The organism is Bosea sp. 29B (assembly GCF_902506165.1).
Classification (GTDB): Bacteria; Pseudomonadota; Alphaproteobacteria; order Rhizobiales; family Beijerinckiaceae; genus Allobosea.
In genome coordinates this window covers 3,092,021-3,113,977 of the sequence record NZ_LR733817.1, presented here as the reverse complement: position 1 = coordinate 3,113,977, position 21,957 = coordinate 3,092,021, and the positions used below count along the sequence as shown (strand labels likewise).

The window sequence follows — 21,957 nt, the reverse complement described above, 5'->3', positions numbered from 1 at the left end:
CACACTGCCGGGTCAATGAGATACCGGCGCCGAATGTGATGGAGGTCAAAATATGCCTCGCGAGGCGAATGACATGGAGTCCCTATTTCAGTCGCTGGAGAAGCGTGCAGTCCGCGATTCGGATGGCCGAGTCCAGCACTATGAAATTGAGCCGGATGAAGAGGCGCGCAGGACGTTTATGCGCCAGCTGCTTACGCTGACAGGCGGCGATCCGGATGAGTATGACAGCTGAACGCAAAACGGCGCCGCGAGGAGCTCCCGCAGCGCCATGCAAGACGTCTAGGCTCGCGACTTCAGGCGATAGGTGGCACCAGCCATTCTCCGTTTCGAGGATCGCAAACCCCGGTAGAGATCCGAAAATGCCGATCGAAAACTCGATAGAACGAGCCGAAGCCCAAGATCGGCATTCCGTGTCCAACGGCTGCAGCAACTACCATCGCCTGCAACCGCCATCTCGGGTTCTCACTCAGCAGTCGCTGGACAACCGGATTGGCCAGCATCTTCTGCCTGACGCCAACCGAACACAGCGATCGCATATCGAGACGGCCAAGCGAGGATGCAATGGCCTCGGAGTGAGCGAGCAGCAGCTCCCCGCCGATCGGACGGCAGCGAGCCGCGCGCGCGTAACCCTCGAGGAACGCTACGCTCACTTCCGGGATGGTGACAGCACAGTCGAGGCCATACGCCTCGAGGAACTGCGCGAACGGCGGGCTGGGACTGAACAGACAGTGCAGTCCATGAAGGTCGAACACGATCTTCGAGAAGGGCGGGACGGCAGGCGGCGGGAACGCGGAAGTCAGGCTGTCCAAGTGATGAATCCTAGCGATTTCGGATGCCGACTTGATACCACGTACACCACTTCATAGCATTATCATACGATCCGTAATTCACCATTTTTGCTTCACCGAGTGACGGTCAAACCATGGCAAAAGATCAACATAAGGCGCAGGCGATCGCCTACGCGCGCCAGGAGCTGGAAGACATCAGCCGGGAGCTCGACGACCTGAATCGGCTCGTCACTGCCAAGCTGACAGAGCAAAAGCACGTGGCAGAATATCTTTCCAGGCTCACTGGCGAGCCGGTGAGCCTGAATGAACCCACCTCGGCGGGAGCGCCTGCGGCTGCGAAAGGCACTGGGCCGGCAGCACCCGAGACTGCGGCGTTTACGCCGTCGTTCGATGGTGACAAGGCGTATCATAGCCGCGCATTCAACAAGAAAGTCGTGAGCGAAGCGATTGAAATGATCCTGGGGGAAGGGCGGCCGATGTCAGCCCCGGAGATCAACCAGCGGCATTCCGCCCGGGCGGTCATTCCGACAGAAATGCTTTACAGGTTGATGTACAATCGCGTCCTGTCGGGCGTCCTGATGACGATCGATGGAGCGTTCTGGCCAGAATCCAAGGCGCTTCCCGCTGGATATGATCTCGCAGCGGCCAAACGCTCCAGCACAGTGGCCAAACAATGAGCACCCGCCCGCGGGACACGCGGCCAAATAGTTGCATAGTAGGTGCGTCATCGGACAAAGCGAAAGCGCCGCCCGGTTTCCAGGCGGCGCTTTCGTCACTTCAGGTATTTGTCACTTCAGGTATATGAATGTTTCTCCGAAGCCGGGATTGAGGGTGCGCTTTCGGTCAGGGAAATTCGCCTCCAACGCATCGAATATGCGCTTCCAGAGACCCGAGTAGAGGATAATTCCAAGCGCCCGCGAGACTTTCGACGAGTTCACGAGGCCGTACTTGCGCAGATAACGGCGCCGAAGTGAAATAGAGCCCGCAAACACAAGCAAATCCACCAACTCACGAGCCCCTACTTTCGCCTCCGGAGCAATCTCGGCAAGATCGTCAGAAAATTTTGAACTAATTACCTCCCATTCTGCATCTGATAGCTGATAGTAGCCACTGTTGTACGTCGGCACGATCTCGTTTGAGCAATCCCGCCACCGATGACCATAATAAATGTGAGTTTTAACTTCAGGCACCGATGAGTTTTCCGGCATTTTTATGCCCAGTAGATTCGAATTCGATATATCGATCCGTATCCTGAAAGACCTAGTTCCCGGAAGTTTCTCGATAACCACTCTCTTAATCAATCTCCGACAAACTGATCGCTCCATTCTTTCCTGGGTGCTCAGTTCTTTTTCGTGCAAGGCCGCCTTCGGCGTGATTCGGTCGAATACTTCGATTAAACCTGAGCGACGCGTGCTCTCGATAAGAAGTCGCTTGGTAAGGTCTGGCAACCTATCCAGCTGATCGTTAGCTTCGTTCCACTTGTCCGCGGTCTCCTGAATGCGCTCCTCCGCTATCGGCCGCGGGATCGATCCAAGGCTCATGGCATCTGCGACCCGATTTATCTCAGACTTTAAATGATCTCTACGGATCTCAAGGTCACGGCGGCGCTGCTCGATTGCCTTTCTCTGGCCATCCAACTCAACATCGAGCAATCTCTGATACTCTTTTTCGAGTGATCTATCTTGTAATTCCTCTCGAATTGCATTGATAACGGCGCTGCGAACTAAATTGACCGGAACCATCCTTATCGGACACGATTTTTGATCCTTTCCCAATTGATAGGATCTGGCATAATCATAGCATGTGAGCTTGGGATCCGGCCTTTCTGCAGAACCATGATTCATTAACAACCCACAGCTGCCACAGTATACTTTTCCGGTAAGAAACCGACGCCCGGCTTGACGTTGCGATACACCTTTGAAAGAATCGTATGCAGCTTCCCATTTCTCTCGGTCAATGATCTGCATATGAGGAATATGGACTTGTTTCCATTCTGAAGGCGGCCGGCGTCGACTCTTCCTTTTTCCCCCTTTTAGCGTTTGATCTGTCCTCCTGAACGTAAAAACTCCCTTGTACATTGGATTCTTCAAGCATCTTGAAATCTGGGAAACCGATTTCGGAAGGCGCTCCGGATCGGGCGCTATTTCGCGGAGTCCCATCAGGATGTCATAGATGCTCATGCCCTGCAGGCGCGCCTCGAACATCCATTCGATGCAGGGCCTCGTGGCTTCGTCGATCCGAAACACGCCCTTACGATAGGGGTCGCGGGCATAACCCCACGGCAGCATGCCGACAACGCGCCCCTGGCTGATCGCGAGGTCAACGCCATCACGCGAGCGGTTGCGCAAGGCGGTTTGGTGTTCAGTTGCAGCCAAGGCCTTGAAGGCGATGTCCACATTGCTCACTTCTCCGCCCTTGAAGACAGTATGAAGCTGGATACCCAACTCTTTGAATATGTCCCAAGAGTTGCCGATAACTCCCCAGCTTCGACCGACACGGTCGACATCCTCCACAACGATCTTGTCGAACAAGCCTGCCTCGGCGTCCTTCATCATCTGTATGAACCCGGGACGGTCAGCAGTCTCACCGGTAATGCCTTCATCTACGTAGAAGCGGGCAATCTCATCGTTCAGATGAGCCTGGGCATAGACCGCCGCGCGCTCCTTCTGGCGATCAATCGAGAGGTTCTCGATCTCCTTGGAACGGCGGCAGTACGCCACCGTGAGGCGAGCCAACTTGAGAGGCTGCGGCCCCCTTTTGGCCAGCGCCTCCGCTTTCTGCAGGTAGGCGGCGGAGAACATGCTGGAGAGAGTTGCGCTGACCGGCTCGGCGGCGTGGTTCTGTTTCGGCATTCTGATGAACCTCTTAGGCAAAGGAAGACCTCCACCGCCAAGGCGGTGTTTGGACCCTCTTCGAATCCGGGAGTGGCGTGGCGCCCTTAGTGAGGCGTCACTCCTTGCCCTCTGACGAGACTACTTCCCGATGAGGTACGCCTCACCGGACTGATGCCACCAATCGCGACCGATCGAGTGGAGGCGCTCGTCCCCATCGATGCGGGCGACCGCTCCCCAGAGGACGTGCCTGACCAGTTGGACCTCTTCAGGCCCGCCGTGGATTGTGTAAAGGCGGACATTGGAGATCAGGAGCCTGGCGAGGATCGCCTGCAGCGTGTGGAAATCTCGCGTAAGGCGATCGCAGCTCTCGACAACGACTGCATCAAATTCTGCGCGGAACAGTTTGCAGCGCAGCTTCGTCAATCCGCTCGCCGGCTGGCCGACGTCTACGAAAGTCTCGGCGACCGCGTCGGGGAAATGCGCGGCTATGAAGTCCGTGCAAAGGCGGCGCTGTCGGTCCAACTGCCCGGAATCGTTTTTCGCGCTACGGCAATAAATGGCGATTCGGCTCGGTGACGGCCGCGGATCCCCAGCGGGCTTGATGCGGTCCTCCATGTGTTCCATGGCAACTGCATTCTGCCTGGCGGCGCCGTCGGGTCGGCTGTTAGAGAAGCGGGCGTAGGAAGCGGCGTGCTTGGCTTGGGCAAGCGACTTAGCCATTGTTGCTCCTAATGTTTCGAGGACGGCTGCGCCTTGCCGCCGCCCCTAGGAGATCGAGCAGCTAAGGGCTATCATAGCATTTTCAAGCACTACAATTGCATTATTTTATTTTTCTTTTTCGGGGACACCGGCCACATCGATCACCGGCTGGGGCTGTATCGGTGCCCGGAACGGCTTTGCTGCGTTCATTAGGAGCCGTCTTGCTTCGTTGGCGGCAAGGACGCGCAAAAGGGACGCAAGTGGGGACTCAAGAGGCTTTTCGGGTGCTTTCATGGGGTTTCGCTCTGGCTTGCTCCTCCCCCGTCGCGCGACGTCAGCATGCGGCGCGACGACTGCCATGCACCCGCACAAGCGATTCGGCGGTGTCAACGGCGACGGCTTTTGGGGAGATGCAGATGGGGCCGCGGCAATCGAGCAAGGCGGCTACGAATCCATGTTAACAGCAGAAATCCTGACGCTTCGTTAACGAGGGCGACTGCTGCACCGTCTCGTTGGCACCGGCCGAGAATTCACAATTGGTGCTTCTGGGTTCTGGGGCAGGCTGCGTCGCGCCCAGACCGACGTTTAGCGGAAATCGCGTGTGCGCACCCTGATCTCATCGGTGACCGGATGTTATCCCGAGCCGGAGACTGTGCCGATCAAGCTGCCTTAGCCCCGGAACTTCCGATAGGAACCGCGCGCGTTCAGAAGAGTCAGCAGTCGGTCGTCCGAGCCATCATAGCGGGCCCTCGAGGTAGAGCTCACACGCCGCAACATCCCCTTCGTGAAATTCGGCGGTGTCAAGTTCATCGACAGCACGCATGTGAAAGACATGCTAGCGGTCCTGCGCTTCGCGCAGAACATGCGCGATCGCGTCGCCGACTTCAGGATCCTGCAACTCCTGCCGGGCGTCGGCCCGGCGACTGCGCAGACGGCGCTCGATGCGGTGGCCGACAGCGCCTATCCGATCGTGACGCTGACTGATCTGTCCTGCCCGCGCCGCCACGGACTGGCCCGCGCTGGTCACGCTGTTCGGGGAACTGCGCTCGGGCGCGGCCGGCTGGCTGGCTGGCTGGGCCAATGTATACGACATCAATGCCGCAGATGAATTACTTTTGATGCAGATCAATCCCATACAGCTGACTTCTAGTTTAAGAACTTGGGCTTGGGCGATGGAATTTGAGATGACCCCATTCATTGTGACAAACGACGAAGAGCGCCGGGCAGCTCTCAAACGCATTGAGTTCCTTGATAAATTCCCTCCTGTGACACCGGAAGCAATGGAGCGAAAGGCTTTATTAGAGGAAATTGAGTTGTTCGAAACATCTCGTGAGATTTACGTCACATATATAGATGATAAAAAATAACATTTGATCATACTTTGTACATCGTAACGCCAACAGTGCTTCATAATCGCATCGAGCGAGGTCAGGCGGCTATGAAATGTCAGGCTCTCCGAGCAATCTTCGTTGCGCGCGACGAGGCAAAAGGCGCCTATGCCCTCCTTGGCTTGGCACGCCCTGCGCTTGACCTCGGTGAATGGACCAGTTCATTGCCTTCTAGAATTTTACGGGAACAGGAGGCTGGATTCATCGGATTGCGAGATGGTGGGGGCTGTATTCACTCCTTATTTGCTTTTCAAGTCACCCAGCCATCAGGGCAGGAGCCTACACTCCAACTATGTGAATTTGCGTCCTTGCGTCTTCCCGGAACCTTGGTGATCCGTGAGTTGTTGCGCTTTGCGAACGAGTTCGCATCGAAACTGGGGGTGTCTTCAATTGCTATTGAAGTGGATTCCTCTAGCCTTCAGACACGAGACCGTCAGGCCCTTGAGCAGCGCGGCTTTGCGATCGAGCGCGTGATGATGCGTGGCAAGGTGCATCCTGCAGCGCTTCAGGTTATCGGCGGCAACAATGGAGCCTCCGTCGCACGTCCGTCGGATGTCACAAACCAATGATTACCTGAAACGGCATAGCTGCGGGGCCGACGATGAGTACATACCGCTTCGAGGCGCTGATGCAGCCGAGCTCGGTCGCGGTTGTCGGCGCAAGCGAACGCGCGGGATCCGTGGGCCACGCCGTTGTCGCTAATCTTCGCGAGGGCGGCTTCGCGGGCACGCTCAGCTTAGTCAATCCGCGCCACAGCGCGATCGGAGGGACAAACTGCTATCCCGATCTCGTAGCGCTTCCGAAGCCGCCGGATCTCGCCATCGTCTGCGCGCCGCCGGCAGCGGTGTCGGGCATCGTCGAAACCGCGGCGGCCCTTCGTGTTCCCGCCTGTCTGATCCTGACGGCCGGACTCGGGCGCGGCCCCGATTCGGCGGCGTGGGCGATACGCGATCTCGGGCATTCGTCCGGGATGCGGATCGTCGGCCCGAACTGCCTCGGGCTGATGTCGCCTTACGGCCATCTGAACGCCAGCTTCGCCTCCCGGCAGCTCAAGCAGGGTGACCTCGCCCTGATCTCGCAATCCGGCGCCGTCGCCGCCGGCCTGATCGACTGGGCGGCGGCACATCAGCTCGGCTTCTCGGGCGTAGTCACGCTCGGCGACCAGATCGACGTCGATTTCGGAGACTGCCTCGACCATTTCGCGATGGATCCGCGCACGCGTGCGATCCTGCTCTACGTTGAAGCCATCGCCGACCCCCGCAAATTCATGTCGGCGGCACGCGCGGCGGCACGGGTTAAGCCCATCGTCGTCATCAAGGCTGGCCGCCACGCGCCTGCCGCAGTCGCGGCTGCGACTCACACTGGCGCGCTCGCTGGCTCCGATGCCGTCTATGATGCTGCCTTCAGGCGCGCCGGCCTCGTCAGGGCCTATGACGTCGCCGAGTTGTTCGCCGCCGCCGAGACGCTCGGCCGTCAGCGCCCCTTTGAAGGCAACCGGATCGCGATCCTCACCAATGGCGGCGGTATCGGCGTTCTAGCGGTCGATCGTCTGATCGATCTCGGCAGCCAGCTTGCGGTCCTGTCGCAGGAAACGCGAGATCGGCTCGACGCGATCCTGCCCCCATCATGGTCCAGAGCCAATCCTGTCGACATCATCGGCGACGCCGACGCCGAGCGGTTCGCCAGGGCGCTCGACATCCTGCTCGACGACGAGGCCAACGATGCCGTGCTCGTGCTCGACGTCGCGACCCGCCTGACCAGCCAGCGCGAGGCCGCCGAGACGATCGCCCGGGTTGTCGAGCAGCGCCGCGCCCACCGGCTGTTCGCCAAGCCGGTCTTCACGGCCTGGATCGGCGCCGACAGGGAGGAGGGGCCCGAGCGTTTCGTCGCCGCGGGCATCCCGAATTTCCCGACCGAGGCCGATGCCGTGAGGGGGATGACGCATCTCATCGCCTACAGGCGGGCCCAGTCCGAGCTGACCCGCATGCCAGACGCGATGCCGCAGGATTTCAATCCCGAGACTGAGACGGCAAGGGCGGTGATCGCCGGGGCGCTAGCGGGACGCCGAAGCTGGCTCGACCCGATCGAGACCGCACGGGTGCTGAACGCCTACGACATCCCGACCGCAGCCCCGCGCCTGGCCTCGACTCCGCAGGAAGCGGCAAGCCTCGGAGCGGAGGTGCTTGCCGAGGGCTACACAGTGGTGCTCAAGGTGCATTCGCCCGATATCGTGCACAAATCCGATGTCGACGGGGTTGCGCTCGATCTGACCACTGCCGAGGCCGTCGGCGCTGCCGCCGAGACTATGCTGGCCCGCATAAGGAGCGCGCGGCCCGAAGCGAAGATCTCCGGCTTCCTCGTCCAACCGATGATCCGGCGGCGGAATGGGCGCGAACTGATCGCCGGTATCGCCGACGACCCGACCTTCGGCCCCGTCGTCGTCTTCGGGCGGGGCGGAACGGCGGTCGAGGCCATTGCGGACAAGGCGCTGGCCTTGCCTCCCCTCGACCTCGACAGGGCGCGCGATCTTATCGCCCGCACCAGGGTGTCTCGCGTGCTCGCGTCTTACCGGAACGTCCCTGCCGCCAATCTGGACGCTGTCGCGATGACGCTGGTCAAGCTCGCCCAGCTCGCGGCCGATTGCCCGCAGATCTGCGAGCTCGACCTCAACCCCGTGCTGGCCGATCCCGATGGCGTCATCGTCGTCGACGCCAGGATCAGGATGATGCCGGCGGGCGACGGGCGCGAAGGCGACCATCCGCGCATGGTGATCAGGCCCTATCCGCGCCATTGGGAGCGCCAGACCGCCCTCAGGGATGGGCGCAAGGTCCGGATCAGGCCGCTGCGCCCGGAAGACGAGGCGCTCTATCCCGACTTCCTCGCCAGCGTCACCGACGATGATCTGCGCCGGCGCTTCTTCGCGCTGCCCGGCAAGCCCAGCCACGACTTCATCGCCCGCCTGACGCAGCTCGATTATGCTCGCGCGATCGCCTTTGCCGCCATCTCCCAGGAAGACGGGCGCCTGCTCGGAGTCTCCCGCCTGCACGCCGATGCGAACCATGAGCACGGAGAGTACGCCGTCCTGGTCCGGTCAGACCTCAAAGGCCAGGGTCTAGGTTGGACCCTGATGGAACTGGTGATCGCCTGGGCCCGGCAAGAGGGGCTGTCGACCATCCAAGGCCACGTCATGCGTGGCAACACGACCATGCTGCAAATGTGTCAAGAACTTGGCTTCGGCACGCAGCCGGACCCGAACGACCCGGAACTTGTCAGTGTCGAGTTGCACGTTCAGCAGGTCACAGCCGCCGTTTGAACGGAGGCAGAGCACGCTGCTCGGCCTTCATTCACTTCTGCATGACATCTTGATCGAACTCGCCAGCCCATTGCGTAATGCTGATGCAACGTCGCACTGCAGTATTCCGTCATAGCACCGGCGAGCTGAGTACAGTTTCATGAGGAGCGTCTCTCCGAACAGCCTCGAAGAACGCAGTATTGGGGCAGAACGCTGGTCCTCGTTCGACGGTTTGGTGGCCTTCAACCCACTTTCCACATTCACGATGCGCAGCACACCACAGACAGCGGCGGTTGGCCGCATCATAAAGCCGCCCATGTCTGGCGGCCATCTCCGCCGGCACACCAACGCGTTCCATCATTGCGCCCATCAAGCGGGCTTGCCGCTCGAAACGTCCTCGGAGCCAAACGTACATTGCTGTCACTCCCGGATGGCAAAGGTGCCAACTGAACGACGCAGCATATCAGATGCCCCGCGTGTCACTTTGATCTGGCGCAAACCCGCATACTCGCGAGTTGGACACGTGCCTGCCGGCGATTTCGTATCGTCGAACAACAAAACGAGTCGCTAAAACTGTTGCCGGATTCGGTCGCCCCAATCACGCGTTCTCCCGTTGCAGCATACGCTACGGGCATGTCGAGCGGGAGCTTTGCCAGAACCGGCAGTGCGGTGATTGTCAGGCCAGATACGTCGCGGCCTCGGCGCCGGAAAAGCTGCGGCCAGCCCCAGTGGCCGCCTGACAGAGGTGTTGCCACGATCCCGCGCCTTGTCGAACCGTGAAATCGAACAATCATCCCAGGCCTGTCCCCGCCCTGGACACGCGGTCATGGCTTGAGACCGCCGCGAGACGATTACGCTGCCAATTTGCTCGTTTCGCCGGTCTCCACCACCAGCTTGGCTCCGACCGTCGAAAGCGAGATGACGCTCCGGCGCACGACCTCGGAAAGTTGGTTCACTCCGCCCGAGTAGTCATCGGTGACGCGCTCCGTAAATTGGCGCTGAATAGCAACTGCCTCGCTGAGGCCCTGGCAGTCGCAGAGGCTCCACCAAAGGTACATCTGAGCCTGCAGCCGCCGGCTTGCGAAGATCAGAAACTCCGAAGCCATGGCCCAATTGGCCTCGATGATCGCCTGCGGGATCGCCGTTGCCACCTTGAGCTGCGCCTCGGCGGTGCGAGCTATTCCATCTAGCCCGGCGACTGCGTCTTTCGCCGGCTGCTGGTTCGACTTCATGCTGGTCATCTTCGCCTCTGTTTCTGGGATCGTGCGGTATCCTGGCTGCACTGGAAGCGTTGCGACATCTCGCTGCTTTGACCCGCGTCAAAGCGATGGATTGAGCGGGTCATACGGACCAGCCATGACCACCTCCCTCGACGCCCGATTGAGGGTCACGCGCTCGCGCTCACCACCGTGGTGCGGCGCCGCCCCATCACGGAAGCCTGCCGACGTGCGTGGAACCATTCCTTAATCACTGAGCGCTTCTTCCGATGATGATTTCTCTGACCAGGCTGATGCAACCTTTCAGTCGCAACCAAATAGAGAAGCGCGGTTTCTTATCGAGGGCATCGACCAAAGTTGGGCTCTTAGCCGCCCCATCTTTGCGCCAATGCGGTATAATTCTGGCGAGACACCGCGCGGTCTTAACTTTGACCATGACAAGCAACCGAGAACCGGAACCGAGTCCGATCTTCCCAGGAAAATTCACCCGTGTCTTTGATGGTGATCAAATATCCAGCAATCTCGTGCTGCGGATCGAGGTCCTAGAGGTGCAGGGCTGATCAACTTGGTCGATCGCGATCAACATGCTCGTCCTCATCGATCAAAATGCGCTCCGCTGCGCCATCGAGATCCTCATATTGGCCAGATCGCAGCGACCACAGAAACGCTGCCAGCGCGACCGCGCCTAGCAGGAGGGCCAGCGGCACGAGGAAAACTAGGCTGCTCACTTGCCGCGTTCCAGAGCCGGGGCGAGACTCATGCTCACTTCTCCGGCAGCCTCGGATCTGCGTGGCGACAGTCGGGGGTCGAGCCGTAGCGCGTTGGCGACGACGAGAATTGACGAGAGCGACATCGCGAGCGCAGCAATCAGCGGCGTGACCTGGCCGGCGATCGCGACCGGCAGGGCGAGCGCGTTGTAGAGGATGGCGAGGGCGAAGTTCTGCGACACCAGTCGGCCGGCGGCGCGCGAGACGGCGAGCGCAGTCGGAACCGCGCCCAGTCCTTCGTGCAGGAAGACGAAATCGGCGGCGTTGCGGCCGATATCCGCAGCTGAAGCCGGCGCCATCGAGACGTGGGCCGCGGCCAGCGCCGGCGTGTCGTTGAGGCCATCGCCGACCATCAGCACCTTGCGGCCCTCGCCCGCCAGCGCGTCGAGCCTGGCAACCTTCTGCGCCGGCGGCAGTCCGGCCGCGACCGTGTCGATGCCGAGCCTGTCGGCAACGACACCAGCCGCAGCCGGCGTATCACCGGATAGCAGCGCGACGTCGACCCCCGCGGCCCGCAAGGCGGCGAGGGCGGCGGCGGTCTGCGGACGCAGCGTCTCCTCGAAGCGGAAACGGGCGAGGAGCGCGCCGTCGCGGCTGAGCACCGTGCCGCCTCCCTCGGCCTGCGAGCTCTCGCCGAGCGCCCAGGCGGCTTGCCCGAGCCTGTAGAGGACGCCCCCGTATCTGGCCTCGAGTCCAAGGCCGGGCTGCTCGCGAAGCCCTGAGAGTACCACGGTGTCGGCCGGCGCCGCCGCTGCGATCGCCCGGGAGAACGGATGGCTGGAACTGCGCGCGAGCGCGGCGGCTATGGCGAGGTCCGCCGGCGCGATCTCCCCTGTATTGGCGAGACGCGGCTGGCCGAGGGTCAGCGTGCCGGTCTTGTCGAAGACGGCGCTGTCGATCTCGGCCAGCCGCTCGATTGCCGAGCCGTCCTTGACCATGATGCCGGCCTCGAACAGCCGGCGCGACGCGACCACCTGCACGATCGGCACCGCCAGCCCGAGCGCGCAGGGGCAGGTGATGATCAGCACGGCTATGGCGACGGTGACGGCGCGGTGCCAGTCGCCGCTCGCCGCCATCCAGCCGAGAAAGGCAAGGAAGGCCGTGGCGTGGACGACCGGCGAATAGAGCGCGGCCGCCCGGTCGGCGATGCGCCGATAGCGGGCACGCCCGCCCTCCGCCGCCTCCATCAGCCGGACCATCTCGGCGAGGAAGGAGTCCCCTGCCCGCGCCGTGGCGCGGATGATGAGCGACCCCGAGAGGTTGAGCGTTCCCGCCTGCACGCAGGCGCCGAGCGCGACCGGGCGCGGCGCGCTCTCGCCGGTGACGACGGCGCAGTCGAGCTCGGAGGTCCCTTCCGCGACATCCCCGTCGACGGGGATGCGATCCCCCGCGACGATCGCGATCCGCATGCCGGGCTCGATCTCAGCCAGCGGCAGGTAGTGGCGGCTGCCGTCGGCGCCGAGCACGGTGGCGCCGCGCGGCGACAACCGCATCAGGCCGCGCACGGCGGTGCGGGCTTTCTCGCGCATCAGATGATCGAGCGTGCGCCCGATCAGCAGGAAGAAGATCAGCGAGGTCGCGGCGTCGAAATAAGCGTGCGGCCCGTCATGGACGGTGTCGTAGAGGCTCAAGGCGAAGGCGAGGCTGATGCCGATCGAGATCGGGACGTCCATATTGGTGCGCCCGCGCCGCAGCGCCGACCAGGCGGAGACGAAGAAGATCCGGCCGGAATAGATCAGGCAGGGCAACGCCAGCGCGGCAGAGATCCAATGGAAGGCGCGGCGCGTCTCAGCTTCGGCCCCCGACCAGACCGAGACCGAGAGCAGCATGATGTTCATGGCGCAGAAGCCGGCGACCGCCAGCGCCCGGATCAGCCGGGCAAGGTCGGGATCGCTCCGCTCCGCCTCGCTTTCGAAGAGATGGCCAGGATAGCCGAGTCCCGCCAGGGCGGCCAGCAGCTCGGGCGGCTCCTCGCCCTGCCATTGGACCGCCACCCGCTTCGTCGAAAGGTTGACGCGGACATGGGCGACTCCGGGCAGCCGCGCCAAGCCGGCCTCGACGGTGCGGATGCAGCCGGCACAGTGCAGGCCGGGGACAGCAAGGTCGCTCTGCCGCAGGCCGTTGCCGAGATCGCGGCTAGCGAGCCGCATCTCCCGCTGCGCCGCCCTGCCGTCGAACGCCTCGTGCGGGTCGAGCGGCGGCGCGCAGCAGCTCATCTGATCGCCCGGTAGCTGTGCCAGGTGGCATGGCCGAGCAGCGGAAAGACTACGATCAGGCCGAACAGCCCGGTCGCCAGGCTCAGCAGGAAGAGCCCGAGCACGATCGCGCCCCAGGCGATCATCACCGGCAGGTTGTTCCAGACCAGCGAGATGCTGGTGCCCATCGCGGTGAAGGCGTCGACCCGCTCATCGAGCAGCATCGGGATCGCGAAGGTGCTGATCGCGAAGGAGAAGGCTGCGAAGAGCCCGCCCGCCACCGTACCGACCAACAGCATCGCCCAGCCGACCGGCGTCGAGATCAGCATAGCGAGGACGTCGTTGAAGCCGGGGAAAGGCCGCAATCCGAAGAACAACGCATAGATAATAACAGCGGCGCGCATCCATACCAGCATCAGCAAGCATAGGATCGCGCCGGTATACCAGACTTGCGCGCCTGAAGCCGCCTTGACGAAGATCATGCGAGACAGGTTGACGGGATGGCCCGTCTCGAGGTCGCGGCTTTTCTGATAGAGGCCAATCGCCAACACGGGCCCGACCACCATGAACCCGGCCAGAGCCGGAAACAGGATGTAGTCGAGCTCGAACCGGAACAAACCCCAGACGATGCTCAACGAAACCAGGAAGACTGCGAACCCGTATATAAAGCTCGGCAATGGAGTATTGCCGAGATCGCGCCAGCCAGCTCCGAGCCAGAAAAAGGCAGCGCGCGCCGGCAGATTGCGCCGCCGCTGCGCCGAGAGAGGCAGGGGGATGTCGTGGCCGTTCTCGATCGTGCCCATGTAGTCCTCCTCCCCTTCAGCAGACGGGGCGCGCGGCGCGCATCATACCTGCCTCGCCTGCCGATTTCGCATGCGGCACACAGGCTGGTTGCGAGCCGACGGCGACATAGACCAGGTGCGCGTTGGCTAGGACGAGCAACGCCACCAGTGCGGTCGCGAGAATGATCCAGAAGCCCCGCCGTTCGCTGCGCCGCCGCGTCTCGCCTCCGCTTGCCGCGCTCATTTTGCCTCTCCCGACAATGTGCCCACATAGAGCGCAAGCAGCTTGATATCCGCAGGGGACAGCCGACCTTCCCAGCTAGGCATGTGCCCTTGCCGCCCGTTCTGGACACTGTTGAAGATCGATTGCGGATCGCCGCCATAGATCCAGTGGCCATCGGTCAGATTCGGAGCCCCGAGATCATGCAGTCCCTTGCCTTCCGGGCCGTGGCAGGCGACGCAGTTCGCGGCGAACACCTCCCTTCCAGCGGGCACGCGCGCCTGTTCGGGCTCTCCAAGGCTCTGACCGGACAACGACCGGACATAAGCAACGACAGCGAGCACCTGCTCGCGCTGGAGCACACCGTCGCGGCCGAACGCCATCATCTGCGCCGTGCGCGTATCCTTGGTGGTGCTGTTGATGCCGACACGGATCGTTTCAGCGATGGTTTCTGGGCTGCCACCCCAGAGCCAGGCGCCGGCGGCGAGGCTGGGATACCCTGGCCCTCCCCGTCCCTCCGTGCCATGGCAAACACTGCAGTTGTCGGCGAACAATGTCCTGCCAGTCTCACGGACATGCCGCATCAACGCGGGATCGGCGGCGATGGTGGCGAAAGGCGCCTCGGCAATCCGGGCTGTCCAGCTCGCACGCGCTGCCGCGGCTTCCTTAACTTGGCGTGTCACGATCTCGCGCTGGTCATTCCCCAGGAGCCCCTTGGTATATGTCACACCCAGCGGCCAGGCGGGCATCAACAGCCAATAGCCCACCGCGAACAAGGTTGCGGTGACCAAGAAGAAGAGCACCACACGCGGAATTGGCGTGTCGAGTTCCTCAATGCCGTTCCATTCATGACCAGTCGTCACTCGACCGGTGACGGGATCGCGCGCCTCCTGTGCCATCACTCAATCCCCTGGCCTGTCGTCTTTGTCGAGAATGCTCTTCTTAGCGCGGTCAAAGCGAGCCCGGTTCGATGGCCAAAGCGCATAGACCAGCACGCCGATCGCAAGGGCGATCAGATAGAAAAGCCCCCAGCTCTTGGCGAAGCCCACCACTGACTGATGATCGAGCTCCATCGCCTCACTTCCCTGCGGCCGCCGTTTGGCGATGTGCGGCATCGGTCAGGCGGCCAAGCACCTGGAGATAGGCAACGACAGCGTCCATTTCGGTCAGCCTGCCCGGCTCGCCGTCAAACGCGCGCATATTTGTCGCCTCGCCGTAGCGCTCGGTGACGCCACTGGCATAAGGGCTGTCGGGGCTGGCCTGGCCGTAGGCGTCCGCGCTGGCATTAGCGATCATCGCATCGGAATAGGGCACTCCAACAGCGCGCTGCGCCGCCAGGTGCTTGCCGAGATCGTCCGCTTTCAGCTCATCTCGCATGAGCCAGCCGTATTTTGGCATCACCGACTGCGGGACGACATCGCGCGGATTGATCAGATGTGCGACATGCCAAGCGTCAGAGTACTTGCCGCCGAGCCGGGCGATATCCGGGCCGGTCCGCTTCGAGCCCCACAACATCGGATGGTCATTCTTCGACTCGACCGCAAGTGAGTACGGCCCATAACGCTCGACTTCGTCGCGCAGGGTGCGGATCATCTGGCTATGGCAGGCATAGCAACCCTCGCGGATGTAGATGTTGCGCCCGGCCAGTTCGAGGGGCGTGTAGAGACGCATATCCGGCGCCTCCTCAACTGTCTCGTGGATGGTGAAGAGCGGCGCGATCTCGACGAAGCCGCCAATCGCTGAGACGCCGATGATGGCGAGAACGAAGCCAATCGCGCTGCGTTCGAGCTTGCGATGAAAAAACTCACGCACCGGGCTCACTCCCCTGCCTGAGGTGTTACACCTGCGGCTTGCAGTGCCGGCAAGTCGGTCTCGCCTTCAACCGCAGCGACTTGCGCGCGAGCCATCTTGATCGTCATCCAGACATTGTAGGCGGCGACGATCGCGCCGAGCAGGAATAACAGGCCACCGACGGTGCGCGCGATGTAATACGGACGCATCGCGACTAGACTGTCGATAAACGAATAGGCCAGCGTGCCGCTGTCGTTGTAGGTGCGCCACATCAGGCCTTGAATGATGCCTGAGTTCCACATCGCGAAGACGTAGATGATAGTGCCCGAGAGCGCGAGCCAGAAATGGACTTCGATCAGTCGTGGCGAGTATATTTTCTCGACCTTCCACATCCACGGCACCAGCGCGTAGAGCGAGCCGAAGGTAATCATCGCCACCCAGCCCAGCGCCCCGGCATGGACGTGGCCGACGGTCCAATCGGTATAGTGCGAGAGCGAGTTGACCGAGCGGATCGCCATGAACGAACCCTCGAAGGTCGAGAGGCCGTAGAACACGGCAGCGACCATCATGAAGCGCAGCGTGGCGTCGTCGCGCACCTTGTCCCAGGCGCCGTTCAGCGTCGCCAGCGCATTGCCGGCCGAAGCCCAGGACGGCACCAGCAGCACGACCGAGAAGGTCATGCCCAGCGTCTGCACCCATTGCGGCAGAGCCGTGTAGTGAAGGTGGTGCGAGCCCGCCCACATGTACATGAAGGTGATGCCCCAGAAACTGATGATCGACAGCCGATATGAGAAGATTGGCCGTCCCGCGCGCTTGGGCAGATAATAGTACAGCATCCCGAGAAAGCCGGCGGTCAAGAAGAAGGCCACCGCGTTATGGCCGTACCACCATTGCGTCATCGCATCCTGGACGCCGGCAAAAAGCGAATAGCTCTTCGCTAAACCCCATGAGACCGGCACCGCCAGATTATTGACGATATGCAAGACGGCCACCACCAGGATGAAGGCCATATAGTACCAGTTGGCGACGTAGATATGCGGTTCCTTCCGCCGCTGAAGCGTGCGGATGTAGATCAGGAAATAGACAACCCACACAATGACAAGCCAGAGGTCGGCATACCACTCAGGTTCGGCATATTCCTTCGATTGCGTCACGCCCATCAGGTAACCGCTGGCCGCGAGCACGCAGAACAGATTGTAGCCGATCAACACGAACCAAGGACTGAACTGGTCGGGGAGCCGCGCACGCGAGGTGCGCTGCAGCACGTGGAAGGACGTTGCTATCAGCGCATTGCCGCCGAAACCGAAGATCACGCCCGAGGTATGAACTGGACGGATGCGGCCGAAGCTCGCCCAGCCCGCGTCAAAAGTGAAATCCGGCCAGGCCAGCAGCGCCGCGACCCATACTCCGAAGAACATGCCAACGACGGCCCAGCCAAGCGAGAGAACGATGCCCGCTCTAGTCGGATCGTCGAAGTAGCGCGACAGCCGCTCCTCCGACGGTTCTGGCTCGAAATAGCGCGACAGTACGAGGAAGATGACGCCCACGCCGAAGAGCATGACGATGACGCCATGAACCCCGAACGGATCGTGCCCTCCAGCGATAGCCATCGCCAGCCCGCATAGCGCGAGAAGCGCCGACACACCGATGGCGCGTTGGCGTTCGTCAAGTGTCAGTGCCGCAACCATCGTCACCCTCGTTGCTGCAAGTGTCGGTCGCGCCGCCGCCTGATCAGCCAAACGGCCGCGTCGGGGGCTTTCACGAACGAATCTCCCGTTTCAAAATAGGCGGCGTCATCCGCAGCCTCATGCTTTCGACGCGATATGGCACAAAAGTGCCATCCTAAATACTCAATTTAATCGCAACTGAGAGCGACAAAGTGCCCGCGCTGCCGTCGCTGGTACTCCACGAGGCATGCCTTGCATCATAGCCCGCCTCTGCGCTTCTCGATCTCGGCGAGATAAGCGCCGACGGCGCGCTCCGGCCCATGCCAGGCAGCCCCCTTGCCCTGCAGCTCCGGCGCTTCCTTCCAGCCCGGCTCGATCCCGGTCATGTTCGGCAGGAGATGCGCGATGCCCTTGTGGCAGTCGATGCAGGTCTTCTCGCCCGTCGTCAGGAAGCGGCCATGGATGTCGGCGGCGCGGCGCGTCTGCTTGGTGAAGTCCATCGCCACGGATGAGTGACAGTTGCGGCATTCCAGCGAGTCGTTGGCCTTCAGCCGTGCCCATTCGTGCTTGGCGAGTTCCAGCCGCATGTCCAGGAACTTCTCGCGCGTCGAGATCGTCCCGAAGATCTTGCCCCAGACCTCCTTCGACGCCTGCATCTTGCGGGCGATCTTGTCCGTCCAGTTGTGCGGCACATGGCAGTCGGGGCAGCTCGCGCGTACACCGGAGCGGTTGGAGAAATGTACCGTCTGGGTCAGCTCCTGATAGACGTTGTCGCGCATCTCATGACAGGAGGTGCAGAACTTCTCGGTATTGGTGATCTCCAGCGCGGTGTTGAAGCCACCCCAAAAGAGAACCCCGCAAATGAACCCGCCGAGTGTCAAAAAGCCCAGCGGTAGATAGGCGCTCGGCCGGCTGATGATGCGCCAGAACCAGAGGACCCGATTCCAAGCCCACAGGAATAGGGCCTTGAGCTTTGCCATTGCTACGCTCCGCTACGGCTTGCGCCCGATATCTTTGGCGTCCTGGAACCGGTTGGGCACGAGCGGCGGCACATCGGTCTGCTGGACATGGCAAGCCGTGCAGAAGTAGCGCCGCGGCGTCACGTCGGAGAGCACCTGCCCGTCGCGGTCCTGGAAATGGGTGACGCTGATCATCGGCGCGCCCGAGCCCTCGGTGAACTCGCGCTTGTGGCAGTCCATGCAGCGATTGGTGTTGAGCGTCAGCTGGTAGCCGTCGATGGCATGCGGGATCACCGGCGGCTGCTCCGGATAGTTGCGCATGCGCCTGACGTCGTCGACGACAGGCCGTCCGAGCGCCGGCACTCGCTCCAGCGCCATGGGCTGCGGCGTGCCGGTGAGCCGCGGCACGGTCTTCACCGGCGCGCCGTCCTGCGAGAAGGCGGCGCCGAAGGCGAGGACGAGGCAGGCCGCGAGCGCGCCCTTGAGGACGGTCGGCGCGCGCATCAGGCGGTGACCGGCAGGATCTTGACCGCGCATTTCTTGAAATCCGTCTGTTTGGAGATCGGATCGGTGGCATCCAGCGTCGTCTTGTTGATGAGCTGGCTCGCATCGAACCACGGGACGAACACGACGCCCGGCGGCATGCGGTTGCGGCCGCGCGTCTCGACGCGGGTGCGCATCTCGCCGCGCCGGGAGATGATGCGGACTTCGGCGCCCTGATTCAGCCCGCGGCTGCGGGCGTCCTCCGGATGCATGAAGCAACGCGCGCCCGGGAAGGCCTTGTAGAGCTCAGGCACGCGCATCGTCATCGAGCCGGAATGCCAGTGCTCGAGCACGCGGCCGGTGACCAGCCAGAAATCGTATTCGTTGTCCGGCACCTCCGCCGGCGGCTCGTAAGGCACGGCGATGATGCGCGCCTTGCCGTCCTTGTTGCCGTAGAACTCGACGCCTTTGCCCGGCTTCACATAGGGGTCGAGGCCCTCGCGATAGCGCCAGAGCGTCTCCTTGCCGTCGACCACCGGCCAGCGCAGCCCGCGGACCTGGTGATAGGTGTCGTAGGGCGCAAGGTCGTGGCCATGGCCGCGGCCGAAGGAAGCGTACTCCTCGAACAGTCCCTTCTGCACATAGAAGCCGAAGGCCTTCGCCTCCCGGTTCTCATAGCCGGGATCGACCTCGGAGATGTCGAACTTGTCGACATGGCCGTTGCGGTAGAGCACGTCGAACAGGGTCTTGCCCTTGTAGTTCGGATTGGCGTCGAGGATCTCGGCCGGCCAGACCTCGTCCGTGGTGAAGCGCTTCGAGAACTCCATCAATTGCCAGAGATCGGAGCGCGCCTCGCCGGGAGCATTGACGAGTTGGTGCCAGACATGGGTGCGCCGCTCGGCATTGCCGTAGGCGCCTTCCTTCTCGACCCACATCGCCGCCGGCAGGATCAGGTCCGCCGCCATCGCCGTCACCGTCGGATAGGCGTCGGAGACGACGATGAAATTGTCGGGATTGCGGTAGCCGGGATAGGCCTCGTTCGTGTTGTTCGGCGAGGCCTGCAGGTTGTTGTTGACCTGGATCCAGTAGAAATTGAGCTTTCCGTCCTTGAGCATGCGGTCCTGCTCGACGGCGTGGTAGCCCGGCTTTTCCGGGATGATGCCGTGCGGGACCCGCCAGATCTCCTCGGCGTGCTTGCGGTGCTCGGGGTTGGTGACCGTCATGTCCGCCGGCAGGCGATGGGCGAAGGTGCCGACCTCGCGCGCCGTGCCGCAGGCCGAAGGCTGGCCGGTCAGCGAGAACGGGCTGTTGCCGGGCTCGGAGATTTTCCCGGTGAGCAAATGCAGGTTGTAGACCATCTGGTTGGCCCAGACGCCGCGCACATGCTGGTTGAAGCCCATCGTCCAGAACGAGACGACCTTGCGCTTGGGATCGGCATAGAGCTCGGCGAGCTGCTGCAGGAAGCCGGGCTCGACTCCCGTCAGCGCCGAGACCTTCTCCAGCGTGTAGTCCTTCACGAAGGCGGCGAAGGCGGCGAAGTCGATCGGCGTCGTCGCGGTGACGTCCTCGGCCTTCTTCGCCTTGACCTCGCGCGGATCGTCCGGCCGCAGGCCGTAGCCGATATCGGTCGCGCCCTTCACGAAGGTGGTGTGCTTGTCGACGAAGTCCTTGTTCACCCGCCCGGTCGAGATGATGTGGTTGGCGATGTAGTTCAGGATCGCGAGATCCGTGCCCGGCTTGAACACGATCGGGATGTCGGCGAGGTCGGAGCTGCGATGGGTGAAGGTCGAGAGCACCGCGACCTTGACATGCGGCTGGCCGAGCCGGCGGTCCGTCACCCTGGTCCACAGGATCGGGTGCATCTCCGCCATGTTCGAGCCCCAGAGCACGAAGGCATCGGCATGCTCGAAATCGTCATAGCAGCCCATCGGCTCGTCCATGCCGAAGGTGCGCATGAAGGCGTAGGCCGCCGAGGCCATGCAGTGGCGGGCATTCGGGTCGAGATTGTTCGAGCGGAAGCCGGCCCGCATCAGCTTGGTCGCGGCATAGCCCTCGAAGATCGTCCACTGGCCCGAGCCGAACATGCCGAGCGCGGTGGGACCCTTCTCCTTCAATACGCGCTTGGCCTGCGCCGCCATGGTGTCGAAGGCCTCGGTCCATGACACCGGCGTGAACTCGCCGTCCTTGGCGTAGACACCGCTCTTCTTGCGCAGCAGCGGCTGGGTCAGACGGTCGGCGCCGTACATGATCTTGGAGAGGAAATAGCCCTTGACGCAATTGAGGCCGCGATTGACCTCGGCCTTCATGTCGCCATGGGTGGCGATGACCTTGCCGTCCTTGATGCCGACCATGACGCCGCAGCCGGTGCCGCAGAAGCGGCAGGGCGCCTTCGACCAGGAGATCTTCAGCGCATCGACGCCGCCGGCGACCGGCTGCGCCTGCGCCGCCCCTCCGACATTGGCCGCCATGGCGGCGATCCCCGCGGCCTGGGCCTTGAGCAGTTCGCGACGGGACAGGCTCATCTGTCGTCTCCGGAATCGTCGAGGGGTTCAATCTGCTCGAACACCATGTTGGCCGAGAACACGCCGTCCATCAGCGCCATGGTGGTGAGGCGGCTGCCGATCTCGCCGCTGCTTTCGCCTTCCATCACCACGACGATCTTGCTGCCTTCGACAGCGCGCACCTCGGTGTCCGGCATGGTCGCGATCAGGCGGGCGATCTCGGCGCACTGCTCGGGACGGGCGGTGACGACGGCGCTGGAGATGTGGAAGAAGCGTTGCGGGCGAGCTGAGGCGGGGCCGCGCTCGGGCAGGATGTCGCCGGTGAGGAATTTGCGGCGGTCGATCTCGCGCTTGCCGGTCAGCATGGCGAGACC

At 62.4% G+C, this 21,957-nt stretch carries 21 protein-coding genes and 1 pseudogene; 6 read left to right on the top strand and 16 right to left on the bottom strand.

Annotated elements, in window-relative coordinates:
* Nucleotides 1–52 precede the first annotated feature (52 nt).
* Nucleotides 53–232 (top strand): hypothetical protein, encoded by a 180-nt coding sequence (locus GV161_RS15130; RefSeq protein WP_152016475.1) that lies wholly within the window; start codon nucleotides 53–55, stop codon nucleotides 230–232.
* Between the two features lie 61 nt (nucleotides 233–293).
* Here the strand turns inward: GV161_RS15130 and GV161_RS15125 are convergent, their stop codons facing one another.
* Nucleotides 294–809, bottom strand: a complete 516-nt coding sequence (locus GV161_RS15125; protein WP_152016474.1) for a hypothetical protein — start codon at nucleotides 807–809, stop codon at nucleotides 294–296.
* A 113-nt stretch (nucleotides 810–922) separates the two neighbouring features.
* Here GV161_RS15125 and GV161_RS15120 point away from each other — a divergent pair, with 113 nt between their 5' ends.
* Nucleotides 923–1,465 (top strand): hypothetical protein, encoded by a 543-nt coding sequence (locus GV161_RS15120; protein ID WP_152016473.1) that lies wholly within the window; start codon nucleotides 923–925, stop codon nucleotides 1,463–1,465.
* A 111-nt stretch (nucleotides 1,466–1,576) separates the two neighbouring features.
* Here GV161_RS15120 and GV161_RS15115 read toward each other — a convergent pair whose 3' ends face one another.
* A complete protein-coding gene (locus tag GV161_RS15115) occupies nucleotides 1,577–3,640 on the bottom strand; it encodes a recombinase family protein (protein WP_152016472.1) in 2,064 nt (687 codons plus the stop codon).
* A gap of 120 nt (nucleotides 3,641–3,760) precedes the next feature.
* Nucleotides 3,761–4,342 carry a recombinase family protein gene (locus tag GV161_RS15110; protein ID WP_152016471.1) on the bottom strand — a complete coding sequence of 194 codons (582 nt, stop codon included), beginning with the start codon at nucleotides 4,340–4,342 and terminating at the stop codon, nucleotides 3,761–3,763.
* Nucleotides 4,343–5,028: 686 nt separating this feature from the next.
* On the opposite strand from GV161_RS15110, the pseudogene GV161_RS31195 reads away from it, so the two are divergent.
* The 4 genes and pseudogenes from GV161_RS31195 to GV161_RS15095 form a co-directional block, all read left to right on the top strand.
* Nucleotides 5,029–5,391, top strand: a pseudogene (locus GV161_RS31195) (3'-5' exonuclease); the annotation flags it as partial.
* Nucleotides 5,392–5,439: 48 nt separating this feature from the next.
* On the top strand, nucleotides 5,440–5,688 hold the full coding sequence (locus GV161_RS31190; protein ID WP_244624311.1) for a hypothetical protein: 249 nt from the start codon (nucleotides 5,440–5,442) through the stop codon (nucleotides 5,686–5,688).
* A gap of 14 nt (nucleotides 5,689–5,702) precedes the next feature.
* On the top strand, nucleotides 5,703–6,278 hold the full coding sequence (locus GV161_RS15100; protein ID WP_152016470.1) for a hypothetical protein: 576 nt from the start codon (nucleotides 5,703–5,705) through the stop codon (nucleotides 6,276–6,278).
* 32 nt (nucleotides 6,279–6,310) lie between these two features.
* Nucleotides 6,311–9,022: a bifunctional acetate--CoA ligase family protein/GNAT family N-acetyltransferase gene (locus tag GV161_RS15095; RefSeq protein ID WP_152016469.1), complete on the top strand. Its 2,712-nt coding sequence runs from the start codon at nucleotides 6,311–6,313 to the stop codon at nucleotides 9,020–9,022.
* Between the two features lie 830 nt (nucleotides 9,023–9,852).
* Here the strand turns inward: GV161_RS15095 and GV161_RS15090 are convergent.
* The 13 genes from GV161_RS15090 to GV161_RS15030 form a co-directional block, all read right to left on the bottom strand.
* Entirely contained in the window at nucleotides 9,853–10,242 is a 390-nt protein-coding gene (locus GV161_RS15090) for a hypothetical protein (RefSeq protein WP_152016468.1), read from the bottom strand.
* A 536-nt stretch (nucleotides 10,243–10,778) separates the two neighbouring features.
* Nucleotides 10,779–10,946, bottom strand: coding sequence for a cbb3-type cytochrome oxidase assembly protein CcoS (gene ccoS / locus GV161_RS15085; RefSeq protein WP_152016467.1), 168 nt, complete (start codon nucleotides 10,944–10,946; stop codon nucleotides 10,779–10,781).
* Nucleotides 10,943–13,201: a heavy metal translocating P-type ATPase gene (locus GV161_RS15080; RefSeq protein WP_152016466.1), complete on the bottom strand. Its 2,259-nt coding sequence runs from the start codon at nucleotides 13,199–13,201 to the stop codon at nucleotides 10,943–10,945. The genes ccoS and GV161_RS15080 overlap by 4 nt, the downstream gene beginning before the upstream one ends.
* Complete coding sequence (locus GV161_RS15075) at nucleotides 13,198–13,983, bottom strand: DUF2189 domain-containing protein (RefSeq protein ID WP_152016465.1); 786 nt, start codon at nucleotides 13,981–13,983, stop codon at nucleotides 13,198–13,200. The genes GV161_RS15080 and GV161_RS15075 overlap by 4 nt, the downstream gene beginning before the upstream one ends.
* 16 nt (nucleotides 13,984–13,999) lie before the next feature.
* Nucleotides 14,000–14,206, bottom strand: coding sequence for a hypothetical protein (locus tag GV161_RS15070; RefSeq protein WP_152016464.1), 207 nt, complete (start codon nucleotides 14,204–14,206; stop codon nucleotides 14,000–14,002).
* Nucleotides 14,203–15,081: a cytochrome-c oxidase, cbb3-type subunit III gene (gene ccoP, locus GV161_RS15065; RefSeq protein WP_152016463.1), complete on the bottom strand. Its 879-nt coding sequence runs from the start codon at nucleotides 15,079–15,081 to the stop codon at nucleotides 14,203–14,205. The genes GV161_RS15070 and ccoP overlap by 4 nt, the downstream gene beginning before the upstream one ends.
* A gap of 3 nt (nucleotides 15,082–15,084) precedes the next feature.
* Entirely contained in the window at nucleotides 15,085–15,255 is a 171-nt protein-coding gene (locus GV161_RS15060; RefSeq protein WP_152016462.1) for a cbb3-type cytochrome c oxidase subunit 3, read from the bottom strand.
* A 4-nt stretch (nucleotides 15,256–15,259) separates the two neighbouring features.
* Complete coding sequence (gene ccoO / locus GV161_RS15055; RefSeq protein WP_152016461.1) at nucleotides 15,260–15,994, bottom strand: cytochrome-c oxidase, cbb3-type subunit II; 735 nt, start codon at nucleotides 15,992–15,994, stop codon at nucleotides 15,260–15,262.
* A gap of 5 nt (nucleotides 15,995–15,999) precedes the next feature.
* Nucleotides 16,000–17,661 (bottom strand): cytochrome-c oxidase, cbb3-type subunit I, encoded by a 1,662-nt coding sequence (ccoN, locus tag GV161_RS15050; protein ID WP_152016460.1) that lies wholly within the window; start codon nucleotides 17,659–17,661, stop codon nucleotides 16,000–16,002.
* Between the two features lie 236 nt (nucleotides 17,662–17,897).
* A complete protein-coding gene (locus GV161_RS15045) occupies nucleotides 17,898–18,620 on the bottom strand; it encodes a cytochrome c3 family protein (RefSeq protein ID WP_152016459.1) in 723 nt (240 codons plus the stop codon).
* 12 nt (nucleotides 18,621–18,632) lie between these two features.
* A complete protein-coding gene (locus GV161_RS15040) occupies nucleotides 18,633–19,136 on the bottom strand; it encodes a nitrate reductase cytochrome c-type subunit (RefSeq protein WP_152016458.1) in 504 nt (167 codons plus the stop codon).
* The gene (gene napA, locus GV161_RS15035) at nucleotides 19,103–21,604 is read right to left on the bottom strand and encodes a periplasmic nitrate reductase subunit alpha (RefSeq protein ID WP_152016457.1); all 2,502 of its coding nucleotides are present in this window, start codon (nucleotides 21,602–21,604) and stop codon (nucleotides 19,103–19,105) included. Before napA ends, GV161_RS15040 begins: the two co-directional genes overlap by 34 nt.
* Nucleotides 21,601–21,948, bottom strand: a complete 348-nt coding sequence (locus GV161_RS15030; protein ID WP_152016456.1) for a chaperone NapD — start codon at nucleotides 21,946–21,948, stop codon at nucleotides 21,601–21,603. The genes napA and GV161_RS15030 overlap by 4 nt, the downstream gene beginning before the upstream one ends.
* Nucleotides 21,949–21,957: the final 9 nt, after the last annotated feature.

Excerpts from the sequence above, each read along its gene's own strand:
- GV161_RS15130 (WP_152016475.1), top strand. The coding sequence starts at position 53 with ATGCCTCGCGAGGCGAATGACATGGAGTCCCTATTTCAGTCGCTGGAG.
- GV161_RS15120 (WP_152016473.1), top strand. The coding sequence starts at position 923 with ATGGCAAAAGATCAACATAAGGCGCAGGCGATCGCCTACGCGCGCCAG.
- GV161_RS15115 (WP_152016472.1), bottom strand. The coding sequence starts at position 3,640 with ATGCCGAAACAGAACCACGCCGCCGAGCCGGTCAGCGCAACTCTCTCC.
- GV161_RS15110 (WP_152016471.1), bottom strand. The coding sequence starts at position 4,342 with ATGGCTAAGTCGCTTGCCCAAGCCAAGCACGCCGCTTCCTACGCCCGC.
- GV161_RS31190 (WP_244624311.1), top strand. The coding sequence starts at position 5,440 with ATGCAGATCAATCCCATACAGCTGACTTCTAGTTTAAGAACTTGGGCT.
- GV161_RS15095 (WP_152016469.1), top strand. The coding sequence starts at position 6,311 with ATGAGTACATACCGCTTCGAGGCGCTGATGCAGCCGAGCTCGGTCGCG.
- GV161_RS15090 (WP_152016468.1), bottom strand. The coding sequence starts at position 10,242 with ATGACCAGCATGAAGTCGAACCAGCAGCCGGCGAAAGACGCAGTCGCC.
- GV161_RS15080 (WP_152016466.1), bottom strand. The coding sequence starts at position 13,201 with ATGAGCTGCTGCGCGCCGCCGCTCGACCCGCACGAGGCGTTCGACGGC.
- GV161_RS15075 (WP_152016465.1), bottom strand. The coding sequence starts at position 13,983 with ATGGGCACGATCGAGAACGGCCACGACATCCCCCTGCCTCTCTCGGCG.
- GV161_RS15070 (WP_152016464.1), bottom strand. The coding sequence starts at position 14,206 with ATGAGCGCGGCAAGCGGAGGCGAGACGCGGCGGCGCAGCGAACGGCGG.
- ccoP (WP_152016463.1), bottom strand. The coding sequence starts at position 15,081 with ATGGCACAGGAGGCGCGCGATCCCGTCACCGGTCGAGTGACGACTGGT.
- GV161_RS15060 (WP_152016462.1), bottom strand. The coding sequence starts at position 15,255 with ATGGAGCTCGATCATCAGTCAGTGGTGGGCTTCGCCAAGAGCTGGGGG.
- ccoN (WP_152016460.1), bottom strand. The coding sequence starts at position 17,661 with ATGGTTGCGGCACTGACACTTGACGAACGCCAACGCGCCATCGGTGTG.
- GV161_RS15045 (WP_152016459.1), bottom strand. The coding sequence starts at position 18,620 with ATGGCAAAGCTCAAGGCCCTATTCCTGTGGGCTTGGAATCGGGTCCTC.
- GV161_RS15040 (WP_152016458.1), bottom strand. The coding sequence starts at position 19,136 with ATGCGCGGTCAAGATCCTGCCGGTCACCGCCTGATGCGCGCGCCGACC.
- napA (WP_152016457.1), bottom strand. The coding sequence starts at position 21,604 with ATGAGCCTGTCCCGTCGCGAACTGCTCAAGGCCCAGGCCGCGGGGATC.
- GV161_RS15030 (WP_152016456.1), bottom strand. The coding sequence starts at position 21,948 with ATGCTGACCGGCAAGCGCGAGATCGACCGCCGCAAATTCCTCACCGGC.